At 67.2% G+C, this 13,064-nt stretch carries 11 protein-coding genes; 8 read left to right on the top strand and 3 right to left on the bottom strand.

Annotation, left to right across the window (positions count from 1 at the left end; all coding sequences use genetic code 11):
* The first annotated feature begins 30 nt into the window (after positions 1-30).
* The 7 genes from KYC_RS26535 (at position 31) to KYC_RS26505 (ending at position 8,872) form a co-directional block, all read left to right on the top strand.
* Positions 31-1,041 (top strand): magnesium and cobalt transport protein CorA, encoded by a 1,011-nt coding sequence (locus tag KYC_RS26535; protein ID WP_008168349.1) that lies wholly within the window; start codon positions 31-33, stop codon positions 1,039-1,041.
* A 114-nt stretch (positions 1,042-1,155) separates the two neighbouring features.
* Positions 1,156-1,812: a thermonuclease family protein gene (locus KYC_RS26530; protein WP_008168348.1), complete on the top strand. Its 657-nt coding sequence runs from the start codon at positions 1,156-1,158 to the stop codon at positions 1,810-1,812.
* 80 nt (positions 1,813-1,892) lie between these two features.
* On the top strand, positions 1,893-4,130 hold the full coding sequence (locus tag KYC_RS26525) for an ABC transporter substrate-binding protein (protein WP_008168346.1): 2,238 nt from the start codon (positions 1,893-1,895) through the stop codon (positions 4,128-4,130).
* Complete coding sequence (locus KYC_RS26520) at positions 4,127-5,104, top strand: ABC transporter permease (RefSeq protein ID WP_008168344.1); 978 nt, start codon at positions 4,127-4,129, stop codon at positions 5,102-5,104. The genes KYC_RS26525 and KYC_RS26520 overlap by 4 nt, the downstream gene beginning before the upstream one ends.
* 5 nt (positions 5,105-5,109) lie before the next feature.
* Positions 5,110-6,621 (top strand): ABC transporter permease, encoded by a 1,512-nt coding sequence (locus KYC_RS26515; protein ID WP_008168341.1) that lies wholly within the window; start codon positions 5,110-5,112, stop codon positions 6,619-6,621.
* Positions 6,618-8,309 (top strand): ABC transporter ATP-binding protein, encoded by a 1,692-nt coding sequence (locus KYC_RS26510; RefSeq protein WP_008168339.1) that lies wholly within the window; start codon positions 6,618-6,620, stop codon positions 8,307-8,309. Before KYC_RS26515 ends, KYC_RS26510 begins: the two co-directional genes overlap by 4 nt.
* Positions 8,310-8,413: 104 nt before the next feature.
* Positions 8,414-8,872, top strand: coding sequence for a DUF1178 family protein (locus KYC_RS26505; RefSeq protein ID WP_008168337.1), 459 nt, complete (start codon positions 8,414-8,416; stop codon positions 8,870-8,872).
* A gap of 71 nt (positions 8,873-8,943) precedes the next feature.
* Here the strand turns inward: KYC_RS26505 and efp are convergent, their stop codons facing one another.
* The 3 genes from efp to KYC_RS26490 all read right to left on the bottom strand — a co-directional run bounded on the left by efp (position 8,944) and on the right by KYC_RS26490 (position 11,960).
* The gene (gene efp, locus KYC_RS26500; protein WP_006225610.1) at positions 8,944-9,504 is read right to left on the bottom strand and encodes an elongation factor P; all 561 of its coding nucleotides are present in this window, start codon (positions 9,502-9,504) and stop codon (positions 8,944-8,946) included.
* Between the two features lie 133 nt (positions 9,505-9,637).
* A complete protein-coding gene (earP, locus tag KYC_RS26495) occupies positions 9,638-10,750 on the bottom strand; it encodes an elongation factor P maturation arginine rhamnosyltransferase EarP (protein WP_008168331.1) in 1,113 nt (370 codons plus the stop codon).
* Between the two features lie 7 nt (positions 10,751-10,757).
* The gene (locus KYC_RS26490; RefSeq protein ID WP_008168328.1) at positions 10,758-11,960 is read right to left on the bottom strand and encodes a DUF2863 family protein; all 1,203 of its coding nucleotides are present in this window, start codon (positions 11,958-11,960) and stop codon (positions 10,758-10,760) included.
* A 244-nt stretch (positions 11,961-12,204) separates the two neighbouring features.
* Here KYC_RS26490 and KYC_RS26485 point away from each other — a divergent pair, with 244 nt between their 5' ends.
* Positions 12,205-12,978: a DODA-type extradiol aromatic ring-opening family dioxygenase gene (locus KYC_RS26485; RefSeq protein WP_081478117.1), complete on the top strand. Its 774-nt coding sequence runs from the start codon at positions 12,205-12,207 to the stop codon at positions 12,976-12,978.
* The last annotated feature ends 86 nt before the right edge of the window (positions 12,979-13,064 follow it).

Below are 13,064 nucleotides of genomic sequence, written 5' to 3'. Positions count from 1 at the left end.
CGGCAGGGATCGATTTGTCTGAGGGTTTCCATGTCTACTGAAGAACAAGCCGCCGACGCGCCCAAGGGCGAGGTCGTGGCGTCGATCGCCTACGTAAACGGACGGCGGGACCGCGAGGTCCCCATCGACGAAGCGGGACAATACGTCAGCCAGGGGCTGCGCCACGGCATGCTGTGGATCGGTCTGCGCAACCCCAGCCCGGAAACCCTGGCCAAGGTGGCAAGCCAGCTTGGCGCCTGCGACAAGAACCAGGAAGAGATGCTTGAGACCCACAAGCGGCCCAAGATCATCGACTACGGCAACATGATCCTGATCGTCGCCATCACGGTCGAGGTCGAGGCCGAACGTCCCATCTTCGGCGAAACCCAGTTCCTGATCGGCGACGGCTTCCTGGTCACGGTGCGCCGCGGCGCCACCGCGGGCCACAGCCCCTTGCGCGAACGCCTGGAAGCCTCGCCCGACCTGCTCAAACGCGGCAGCGACTACGTGGCCTCCGAACTGCTGGACTGGCTGGTGGACCGCTACGTGGCCGCGGCGGTGAAGATCGAGTCCGTGGTAGAAGGCGCGGAACAGAAGCTGCTGATCCGCGGCGCCAAGGACTCCGACATCCGCAGACTGTACCGCCAGCGCCGGGACCTGTTGCGCATCCATACCGTCGTGTCGCCGCTGGCCGAGATCTGCCGCCGCCTGGCGCGCGTGGAAATGTCCGCCGTGGACGAGCATGCCCGCCCGTACTTCGGCGAAGTCGCGGACCGCGTGCTGCGCGTGGACGAACTGTTCAACTCGCTGCGCGAGTCGCTGGCGTTCGCGTTTGAAGCCAGCCTGATGATCGGCCAGGCCGCGCAGAACGACACCACCCGAAAACTGGCCTCCTGGGCCGCCATCCTGGCGGTGCCCACCGCCATCGCCGGCATCTACGGCATGAACTTCGAATTCATGCCAGAGCTCAAATCGCCCTGGGGCTATCCGATCACGCTGGGCGTCATCGTGTCGGCGTGCTCGGTGCTGTACTGGCGTTTCCGCAAGTCCGGCTGGCTCTAGGGAAAGGTCTGAACAAGCCGCCGCGCCGGCGCCCGGCTGGCGGCCGGCGCATGCGGGAAGTCCGGCCCGGGCTTGTGGCAAACTGCCCTCGTTTTCCTATCTGGAGTCCCGCTGGTGCGTGGCAAACCTCCCTTTCGCGGCGGCAGCAAGCTGACCGCCGTCGTTGTTGCCCTGATCCTCGCGGCGGCGGGCGCCCTCGTCAACTGGCTGCAGCCTTCGGACCGCCAGGAGTCGCGGCCAAGCGCAGCCGCGCCGTCGGCGCCCGGCAGGTCCGGGCCGGCAGCCGCTGGCGGCGTCCCGCAGGGCAGCTACACGCTGACCGGCACCATCGTGAACGTGGCGGACGGCGACACCGTGACCCTGCGCGCGCCCGACGGGCAGCGGCGCATCCGCATGGACAGCATCGACGCGCCGGAAGAGGGGCACGGCCCGGAGCAGCCCGGGCAGCCCGACGCCGAAGCCGCGCGCAAGCACCTGGCCAGCCTGGTCGCGGGCAAGGCGCTCACGGCCCAGTGCTACGAACAGGACCAGTACGGCCGCGATGTCTGCGCGCTGATCCTGGACGATGGCCGCTCGGCCAACCGCCTGCAGGTCGAGGCCGGCTACGCCTGGGCCTACACCGCCCGCAAGGGCGACTACCTGCGCGACAAGGCCATGCCGGAACTGCAGCGCCAGGCCAAAGAGGCCGGCCGGGGGCTGTGGGCCCGTCCCAACGTCACACAGCCCTGGAAATGGCGCTACGACTGCTGGCGCCAGCGCCAGTGCGGCTGAGAGCCTAGGGAGATGCCGGGTTACGGGACTCGTCCCGCGTTTGCTATCCTCTGTCGTTACGAAACGAAGGGAAGGTTTCCATGGGTGTCATGAAGCGGCTCTGGGCGTCGGCCATGCTGCTGTCGCTGGCGTTAGCGGGCTGCTCGCAAGAAAGCCCCATCAACAGCCCGTATCCATCCGGCGCAGAAAGCCAGAACACGCTTTATTCCGCTTTCGTCAAACGCTCCCCGAAGTACCTGGACCCGGCCAGTTCTTATTCCGGCGACGAAACGCCTTATACCTACAACATCTATGAGCCGCTATACGGGTATCACTACCTGAAGCGGCCCTACGAACTGGTGCCGCGCGCGGCTGCCTCGATCGACCCGCCGGTCTACCTGGACGCCCAGGGCAACCCGCTGCCGGCGGATGCGCCGGGCGAACAGATCGCCCAGAGCATCTACGACATCAAGATCCGGCCGGGCATGCGCTTCGCCCCGCATCCGGCCTTCGCGCGCAAGGACGACGGCAGCTACGCGTACTATCCGCTGGCGCCGGGCGAGCTCGACGACAAGTTCTACATCCCCGATTTCCCGCTGACCGGCACGCGCGAACTGACGGCCGACGACTACGTCTACGCCTTCCGCCGCCTGGCCAGCCCGCGCGTGGTGTCGCCCATCTATTCCCTGATGGCCGAGCACGTGCACGGCCTGAAGGACTACGGCGACCGCCTGCGCAAGCGCGACCAGAAACTGCGGCGCGACATGCCCGGCGGCGCCGGCGCGCCGCCCTGGCTGGACCTGCGCGAGGACGACACTTTCAAGGGCGTGGAAGCCCTGGATCCGCACACGCTGCGCATCCGCGTCGACGGCAAGTATCCGCAGTTCAAGTACTGGCTGGCGATGACATTCACGGCGCCCATCCCCTGGGAGGCGGACCGCTTTTACAGCCAGCCCGGCATGGCCGCGCATGACCTGTCCTTGAACACCTGGCCGGTCGGCACCGGTCCCTACATGCTGGTCGAGTCGCTGCAGAACCGCCGCCACGTGCTGGGCCGCAATCCCAATTTCCACGGCGAGCCCTATCCCTGCGAAGGCGAGCCCGGCGACGAGGCCGCGGGCATGCTGGCCGACTGCGGCAAACCCACGCCCTTCATCGACCGCGCGGAATTCAGTGTCGAAAAGGAAGCCATTCCGCTGACCGGCAAGTTCATGCAGGGCTACTACGACGTGCCGCAGATCGAGCGCGGCGAATACGGCGTGGCCATGCTGGTGGCCGCCGGCGACAGCCAGGACAAGGCGCGCAAATACCGCGAGCACGGCATCAAGCTGCCCACCACGGTCGAAACCGCCAACTGGTACATGGGTTTCAACTGGCTGGACCCGGTGGTGGGCAAGGGCGACACGCCCGAGCAGGAAGCGCGCAACCGCAAGCTGCGCCAGGCCATCAGCATCGCCTTCGACTGGGAAGAATACGTGGCGGTGTTCGAGAACAGCCAGGCGTCCGTGGCCTATGGGCCCGTGCCCCCGGGCGTGCTGGGCTACCGCGAACCGCCCGAGGGCATCAACCCGGTCGTCTACGACCTGGTCGACGGCAAGCCCGTGCGCAAGTCCATCGACGTGGCCAAGCGCCTGCTGGCTGAAGCCGGCTACCCGGACGGCCGCAATGCGCAGACGGGGGCGCCGCTGGTGCTGTACTACGACTCCATGTCCGGTGGCGGGTCCAATCCGCAGTTCGACTGGATGCGCCGCCAGCTCGCCAAGATCGGCGTGCAGCTCGACGTGCGCGCCACGGACTACAACCGGTTCCAGGACAAGATGCTGCGCGGCTCCGCGCAGATCTTCCTGTGGGGCTGGAACGCCGACTACCCCGACGCCGAGAACTTCCTCTTCCTGCTGTATGGCCCCAACGCCAAGGCCAAGGGCGGCGGCGAAAACGCCGCCAACTACTCCAGCCCGGAATTCGACCGGCTGTTCGAACAGATGAAGTTCCTGGACGACGGCCCGGAAAAGGCCGAACTGATCGCCAGGATGATCGCCGTCGTGCAGCGCGACGCGCCGTGGATGTTCGGCTACTTCCCCATGTCGGGCGGCGCCTATCAGCAGTGGGTGGGCAACGCCAAGCCCACGCAGATGGTCCGCAACACGCTGCAGTACATGAAGATCGACCCGGACCTGCGCCAGCGCAAGATCGACGAATGGAACTCGCCCATCTGGTGGCCCATCGGCGTCTTCGTCCTGCTGATTGTGCTGGCGATATGGCCTTCGTATGTTGCGCTAAAGCGGCGTGAGCGCCAGACGGCCTTCACTCAGCCCGAACGCAAGGAGCATCAATCATGATCGGCTACGTGATACGCCGGCTGCTGTATGGCGTGCTGATTCTGATCGGCGTGAATCTCTTCACCTTCATCCTGTTCTTTGCGGTCAACACGCCCGACGACATGGCCCGGCTGGCCATCGGCGGGCAGCGCGTCAGCCAGGACGCCGTCGAAAAATGGAAGGCCGAGCGCGGCTACGACAAGCCGCTGTTCTTCAACGCCCAGGCCCAGGGCGCGGCTCGGGTCACCGATACGGTGTTCTACCAGCGCTCGGTGCCGCTCCTGGTCATGGACTTTGGCGCGTCCGACGGCGGCCGCGACATCGGCCGTGAAATCAAGACGCGCATGGGCCCCAGCCTGGCGCTGGCGGTGCCGACCTTCTTCCTGGGGCTGTTCGCCAGCATCGTGTTTTCGCTCACCCTGGTCTATTTCCGCGCTACCCGGCTGGACTTCTGGGGCGTGGTGCTGTGCGTGATGCTGCTGTCCATTTCCAGCCTGTTCTACATCATTGCGGGGCAGTGGGTCTTTGCCAAGCTGCTGCGGCTGGTGCCGTTCTCGGGCTATTCGGGCGGGCTGGACATGGTCAAGTTCCTGGCGCTGCCGGTGCTGGTGGCGATCGTGTCCCGCCTGGGCCCCGAGGCGCGCTTCTACCGCACCCTGTTCCTTGAGGAAATCGGCAAGGACTACGTGCGCACTGCCCGCTCCAAGGGGCTGGCCGAACGCGTGGTGCTGTTCCGCCACGTGCTGCGCAACGCCATGCTGCCCATCCTGACCAGCACGGTCGCCGCGCTGCCGCTGCTGTTCATGGGCAGCCTGATCGCCGAGTCGTTCTTCGGTATTCCAGGGCTGGGCAGCTACACCATCGACGCCATCAACGCGCAGGACTTCTCCATCGTGCGCGCCATGGTGTTCCTGGGCTCGGCGCTCTACATCGTGGGGCTGATCCTGGCCGACATTTCCTACACGCTGGCCGATCCCCGCGTCCGATTCGAGTAGCCGCCATGCCCAAGTTCGTCTTCCTCTGGACCGATATCGCTCTGTGGCTGATGGTGCTGGGCGCGCTGGGCTACGTCTGGCACGTGCGGCGCAGCCCCAACCTGCGGGCCACCTGGGCGCGCGTCGCCCGCGACACGCCCGCCATGTGCTCCGCGGTCATCCTGGTCGCCTTTTCGGTGATCGGCCTGCTGGATTCCGTGCATTACCGTCCGCAGCTGCCGCCCGCGCCGGGCGCCGCGGCCGATGCCCCGCCGGTCTACGCGCCGGCGGTGCAGTCCGCGCTGGACGGCCTGCTGGCCGGCACCGTGCTGACCCGGCCCGAGAAAACCTATTCCGAGCCCCTGGCCGCGCACCAGTTCACCAAGGAAACCATGCTGGTGGACGACAAGCCGGTGCGCGATTTTCCGCGGCTGCGGGGCGCGGCCCAGCACCTGACCGACCCCGACAAGGAGCGAGCGGGCGACATCGCCATGCGCCTGGGATGGGGCATGGGCGCGGGGCTGGCGGTCGCGCTGGCGGGGGCGGTGCTGCTCTTCGCGTGTCTTGCCAGGGTCACCGGGTCGGCCTCCCATGCGGCCGAGGAACTCCTGGCCGGCCGGGCCGACATTCCCTGGCGGGCCATGACGATCACCTTCGCCTTGCTCTGCCTGGCCGTCGGCGCGCTGGCCGGCCTGTCCTCCGGCTACCACGCGCTGGGCACAGACCGCATCGGCAACGACGTGCTCTGGCAGGCGCTCAAGAGCATCCGCACGGCGCTCGTTATCGGCAGCCTGACCACGCTGGCGATGCTGCCGCCCGCCATCATCTTCGGCATCGCGGCCGGCTATTTCAAGGGCAAGGTCGACGACGCCATCCAGTATCTGTACACCACCATCACCTCGATTCCCGGCGTGCTCCTGGTGGCCGCCTGCGCGCTGATGATGCAGGTGTACATCGACAATCATTCCGACCTCTTCGATACTTCGGCCGCCCGCGCCGATCTGCGGCTGTTCCTGCTGTGCATGATCCTGGGCCTGACGGGCTGGGCGGGGCTGTGCCGCCTGCTACGCGCCGAAACCCTCAAGCTGCGCGAGCTGGAATACGTGCAGGCGGCGCGCGCATTCGGCGTGTCGCACTGGCGCATCATGACGCGCCACCTGCTGCCCAACGTGGCGCACCTGGTGCTGATCACGGTGGTGCTGGAATTCTCCGGCCTGGTGCTGTACGAGGCCGTGCTGTCGTACCTGGGTATCGGCGTGGACCCCAGCATGAATTCCTTCGGCTCCATGATCGACGGCGCCCGGCTGGAAATGTCCCGCGATCCCATGATCTGGTGGAACCTGATGACCGCATTCATTTTCATGCTGGCGCTGGTGCTGGCGGCCAACCTGTTCGCGGACGCGGTGCGCGACGCCTTCGATCCGCGCACCCGCCGCTACAAGCCCAGCCGCCTGGCGCGCCTGGGCTTCTTCGGACGCCGTCCTGGCGCCGTGCTGGCCGCCGATGCGCGCGCGTCCAAGACCGGAGAAGCGCCATGAGCCCGGACACGCCATTGCTAACCGTGCAGGGCCTGGACGTGGACGTCGCGGGCGAAAGCGGCATGACGCATGCCGTCAAGCGCTTGCAGCTGGCCATCTCCCGGCGCGAAACCTTCGCGCTGGTCGGGGAGTCCGGCTGCGGCAAGAGCATGACCGCGCTGGCGCTGTTGCGCCTGCTGCCCGACGCCGGGCGCATCGTGGGCGGGCAGATCGACCTGGACGGCGAAGACCTCAACCGGCTGCCCGAAAGCGCCATGCGCGGCGTGCGGGGCGGACGCATCGGCATCATCTTCCAGGAGCCGTCCACCAGCCTGAATCCGGTCATGCGCGTGGGCGACCAGATCATCGAAACGCTCACGGCCCACACGCCGCTGCGCGGCGCCGCGGCGCGCGCGCGGGCCATCGACTGGCTGCGGCGGGTTGGCATACCCGAGCCCGAACGCCGCATCGACGACTATCCCTTCCAGTTTTCCGGCGGCCAGAAGCAGCGCGTCATGATCGCGATCGCGCTGGCGGCCGAGCCCGTGCTGCTGATCGCCGACGAGCCGACCACGGCGCTGGACGTCACCGTGCAGGCCCAGGTGCTGGACCTGCTGGCCAGCATCCAGCAGGAAATGGGCATGGCCGTGCTGCTCATCACGCACGACCTGGCGGTGGTGAAGAACGTGGCGCACCATGTCGCCCTGATGCGCGGCGGCGAGATCGTCGAAAGCGCCAGCGCCGAAGAATTCTTCCACGCGCCGCGGCATCCCTACGCCAAACAGCTGTTCGAGGCGATACCCACCTTCGACAAGCGGGGCGTCCCGCTGACCGAACAGGGACGCGCGGCGGCGGCTGAAGTCGGCAAATCCAAGGCCCAGGCGCGGCCTGCCGGCGTGGTGCTGGACGTGCAGGACCTGAAGGTCCATTACCCGGTGCGCAAGGGGCCATTGCGCCGCATCGTGTCCTGGGTCAAGGCCGTCGATGGCGTGACCTTCACGCTGCGCGCGGGCGAGACCCTGGCCCTGCTGGGCGAGTCCGGCTGCGGCAAGACCACCACGGGCAAGGCCCTGTTGCGGCTGATCGAAGGCGCGCGGGTGTCGGGCCGGGCCATGCTGCTGGGGCAGGATGTGCTGTCCGCCGACCGCCGCCAGTTGCAGCGGCTGCGGCAGGACATCCAGATCGTGTTCCAGGATCCTTACGCATCGCTGGATCCGCGCATGCGCGTGGGAGACATCCTGGACGAAGGATTGGAATCCCTGCGTCGCGGCATGGGCAAGGAGGCCCGGCGCAAACACGCGGCGCAACTGATCGAGCGCGTGGGACTGCCCGCCAATACGCTGACGCGCTACCCGCATGAATTCTCGGGCGGGCAGCGCCAGCGCATCGCCATCGCGCGCGCGCTGGCGGTCGAACCCAAGGTGCTGATCTGCGACGAGCCCACCTCCGCGCTCGACGTGTCGGTGCAGGCCCAGATCCTGGATCTGCTGCGCGAACTGCAGGCCGAACTCGGCATCGCCTACCTGTTCATCACGCACAACTTCGGCGTGGTCGAATACCTGGCGGACCGCATTGCCGTGATGGATGGGGGGCGCATCGTCGAACTGGGGCAGGCCGAATCCGTGTTGCTGGCGCCGCGCCAGGACGTCACCCGCCGGCTGCTCGCGGCGGTGCCCAGATTGCATTTCGGGCCGCCGGAGCCGGCCTGAACTTTCCATTCGTCCTATTCTTGCCAACGGCTGCCGGACGGCCGTCGGCAAGCCGGCTTGCGCCGGATCTTGTATTCTGGGCGTAGAACCCCATATTTGATGCCATGGCCCTCAAAGTTTTTGACCTCCAATGCGACCACAGCCACGTCTTCGAAGGCTGGTTCGGCTCGCACGAAGACTATGACGCGCAACAGGCGCGTGGCCTCGTCACGTGTCCGGTCTGCGGGTCCGCCAGTATTACCAAGCGCCTGTCCGCGCCTCGCCTGAACGTGGCCCACCTGCACGCGCCCGCGGCCCAGCCCAGCGTGCCGGCCGGCGCATCCGACGCCGAGAAAATGGCCGCCCTGCAGGCCGCCGTCATGCGCCAGGTGCGCGCCCTGGTGCGCAGCACCGAAAACGTGGGGCCGCGCTTTGCCGAAGAAGCGCGCCGCATCCACGAGGGCGACGCCGACGATCGTCCCATCCGCGGCACCGCCACCCCCGAAGAGCGCGAATCCCTGGCCGAAGACGGTATCGAGGTCATGGCCGTGCCCGACTTCCTGGACGACGAACGCCTGCAGTAGGGCCACGACGCCCGGGGCGAAAAAAAAAGCCAGACCCTTGCGGGCCTGGCTTTTTTGTTTGGCGCGACCGATCAGTTGTTGACGCGGCTGCGGTATTCGTTCGTGCGGGTGTCGATTTCGATCTTGTCGCCGATGGCGCAGAACAGCGGCACGTTCAGTTCGTAGCCGGTGTTGATCTTGGCAGGCTTGGTCACCTTGCCCGAAGTGTCGCCACGGACGGCGGGTTCGGTGTAGGTGATTTCGCGGACGAGCGTCGTGGGCAGTTCCACCGAGATGGCGCGGCCGTCGTAGAAGACCACTTCCACGGGCATCGCTTCTTCCAGGTAGTTCAGGGCGTCGCCCATGCTTTCGGCTTCGATTTCGTACTGGTTGTACTCTTCGTCCATGAAGACGTACATCGGGTCGCCGAAGTAGGAATACGTGCATTCCTTGCGATCCAGCTGGACGACTTCGAACTTTTCGTCGGCCTTGTAGACCGATTCGCTGGCCGAGGCGGTCAAGAGGTTCTTGAACTTCAGCTTGACGACGGCGGCGTTGCGGCCAGACTTGTTGTATTCGGCCTTCTGGACGACGAGGGGATCCTTGCCGACCATGACCACGTTGCCGACTCGCAATTCCTGAGCGGTTTTCATTGATAAAACTCCGGGGTGATGGGTGCACTCACCGTGCTTGCACAAGCCGCATTTCGGATCGGCGTCATGCACACCCCGGGAGGCGTCATAGTTGAGGCCCGACTATTCAGGGCGACTCAGAAAACTCTCTATTCTAACGTTTCTTGGCCAAGTCTGCGCAAAATGCAGCCAGATTTTCAGCCAGGCCGGGCAGCGCCGACTGGCTGGCGTCCCACAGGCGGGCGGCGGCGATCCAGGCCAGCCAGGCGTCTGGCGCCAGCGCGGCCGTTGCGGCAGCGGACGTGTCCCCGGATTCCGGCTGGTTCCAGGCCCGGATCAGCGCGTGGGCGGATTCGGGGGCCGGATAGCGGGCCAGCCAGGCGTCCAGCTTTTCCAGATGGATGTTCTCTTCCTGCGGGTAGATCTGCCAGACCAGCGGACGGGCGGCCCAGGCGGCACGCACGAACGAGTCTTCGCCGCGTACGAAGTTAAGGTCGGCGCACCAGAGCAGGCGGTCGAAGTCGGGCTGGGCGATAAACGGCAGGCGAACCAGCCGTGGTGCGCCGGGCGCCTGGCAGGCGGTTTCCAGGCCGGGCGCCACGCCCTGCGGCGCGAGCAGCAGGGTGGGGCGGGAGTCCGCCGCCAGGGCCTGGGCCAGCTCGCCGGCGGGGGCGGACGGATAGCAAAACAGGGACACGGTGCGGGCGCCGTCGCGCCGCAAGGCCAGCGCGTCGTCGGGCACGCCGGCCGACCGCAGGAAGCTGTCTTGCAGCCCGGCGGACGCCTGCAGCGCGTCGCGCTCCGCGGACAGGCCGGACTCGCGCAGCAGGCCGCCGGTGGCCGCGGTAAAGCCGGGGAAGAAAAAGTGCTTCACCAGCCCGTCGGGCCGTTGCGAGGGCAGGCCGTGGCAGCTTTCCACCCAGGCTTCGGCGCTCAGGTATTCCAGATTGATCCAGACCGGATGGCTGCGGCGCATGCCGTCCACAAAGGCGGCTGGCGGGTCGCAGGCGAAGGCTTCGATCACCACGTCGCGCGGCGTCAGCGCCGGATCGGGCGCGTCGGACCAATGCACGATATCCACGCCGGCCGCCTGCTGGCGCGGCGCGCTAGCGTCGATGCCGGGCTGGATATGCGCAAAACTGGCAAGGTCGTCGACCCACAGGCGGATATCCCAGCCGTGGTCCCGCGCCAACTGGCGCGCCAGGCGCCAGCAGACGCCGATGTCGCCGTAGTTGTCGACGACCCGGCAGAAGATGTCCGCTTGCATGGCCGCCTTAGTGGAAATGGGCGGGGGCGGCCTCGGCGTCCTCGGGCAGTTCGGCATGAACCAGTTCGCCCAGGGGATTCGGGAAGTACGGCGCGCCGCAGTCCTCGCAGTACTCGGGCGGCAGCACGCCGGGAATGCGGCGCACGTCGCTGACGCCGTATTCCTTGAGCAGCGCCGCGATCTCGTCGACCACATCGGGCTGGCCTTCGTCGGAGATCAGGTCTTCCTCGCGCCCGTACAGGGGCCAGACGCAGCCGTAGTACACGTCGTTGCTGCTGCGTGCGGTAAAGCCGATGCGATATTCGTCAACGCGGCCTTCGCCGCAGCCGGCCACCACCGCCCGCAACTGCGAGGCTTCGAGGTTGACGGCGCCTTCCAGCCAGCTCACCGCCGCCCGCAGCGACAGGGGGCGCACCTGGCGGTCGGCCTCGCGATTGCTGACGTAGTAGGCGTCGGGCAGCAAGGACTCGAAGCCGCAGCCCGGCAGCAGGCCCGCCAGGGTGGGCTGCGCCTGCGCGGCCCACTGCGCCAGGCAGGCGTCGCGGCTGGCGTCGGCGTCGCCCAGGTTTTCCTGCCAGCGGAAGATCGGCTCACCCTCGGGCACGGCTGCCGCGCCCACGATGTAGCGGGTGTCGGCCAGCATGTTCGCGGTTTCGACTTCGGTGTTCAGCGTCGGCTTGGTGGTTTCGGCGCCCAGCGCCTGCGATCCCAGGCGCTGCAGCCATTGCCAGGTTTCGGAGAAGGTGCGGGGCATTTGGTCGACGCTGACCAGCACGGGCATCAGGGCGCTGCGCGCCTTGCTGGACAGGACATGCCCATGCAGCTGGGCCAGCAGGGCCTGCTGGGCGCTCGCGGAAATCGGGCCGGTGGGAATGGCGTAGCGGGTCCAGGCGACGATGGGCGCAACGACCAGCAGCACGTCGTAGCGCACGCCGTTCTTGTCGATTTTCATTGATTCGGACAGCGTTTCCGCCTGTTCGATCAGGACCTCGTAGGCGCCCACGTCGGTCTGCGCCAGGTGGTCCAGCGCCGCCTCGAGGGGGGCGTCCTGGCCCGCCTTGAGCAGCTTGGGGATCGAATCGCCAAGCTGGTTCTCCCAGAACACGTCTTCGACGCGGCTGCCCGAACGGTTCAGCGCCTGGGCAAGCGCGACGAGGCGGGTGGCGTCACGGGTCATGCGGGGAGCGGATTGGCTGCGGGATCGGGCCATAACTTCGGGGGACGTCCATTCAGTGTGTAACGGCGTAGTTTAACGCCCGCCACCTCCGGTGGGGCGGCGCTGCGTCTCATGGCGGATGGCGGGATGAAGCGGGGATGGGCGCCGGGCGTCCGGGCGCGTAGGCCTGCACAGCATTGATGCCATATTGGCAACAGATTATCTACATCAAGGGGGTTTATTGCTGTATTCAAACCGCCGAAAATGAGGGCATTGATAAATTCCTGGAGGCATCGCCATGCGTTGGCCTACGTTGTTCGTTTCCCACGGTTCGCCCATGCTTGCCGTCGAGCCCGGCAAGACCGGTCCGGCGCTTGCCGACTGGAGCGCCGCGCAAGGCCGCAAGCCGCGCGGCATTCTGGTGGTGTCGCCGCACTGGATGGGCGAGGGCCTGGCGCTTTCCACCCGCGACCAGCAGGTGGCCTGGCATGATTTTGGCGGCTTCCCGCCCGAGCTCTACACCCTGCAGTACGCCGCACCGGGGTCGCCGGAACTGGCCGCGCGCGTGCAGGCCTTGCTGGCGGAGTCCGGGATCGCGGCAGACCGCGATCCGCGGCGCCCGCTGGACCACGGCGCCTGGGTGCCGCTGCGCTACCTGTACCCCGACGTGGATGTGCCCGTCGTGCAGTTGTCGCTGGACATGGGGCGCGACGCCGCCGGGCAAATGGCGTTGGGCCGCGCCTTGGCTCCGCTGCGCGACGAAGACATCCTGATCATCGGCTCCGGTTCGCTGACGCACAACCTGCGCCATGTCCGCATGCCGCAGAACGCGCCGGCGGCTGCCTATGTGCCGGCGTTCCAGGAGTGGTATGCCCGCAACCTGGCCGAGCACAATGTGCCTGTGTTGCTGGACTGGCAGGCCCAGGCGCCGGGCGCCCTGCAGGCGCATCCGCACGACGATCACCTGATGCCGTTGTACGTGGCGCTGGGGGCGGGCGGGGCCGTGGCAAAGCGGCTGAACGATGAAGTGTCGTACAGCGCGCTGGCGATGGACGCCTACCAGTTCGACTGATCCGCTGCCGGGGGGGGCATCCTGCGCCAGCCGGTCGCCTGCCATGCAATGAGAAGGCCCCGGAACCGCGAGGTTCCGGGGCCTTG

The organism is Achromobacter arsenitoxydans SY8 (genome assembly GCF_000236785.1).
Lineage (GTDB): Bacteria > Pseudomonadota > Gammaproteobacteria > Burkholderiales > Burkholderiaceae_B > Achromobacter > Achromobacter arsenitoxydans.
The sequence above is the reverse complement of the archived record's forward strand: the minus strand, read 5'-3'. Positions and strand labels throughout refer to the sequence as shown.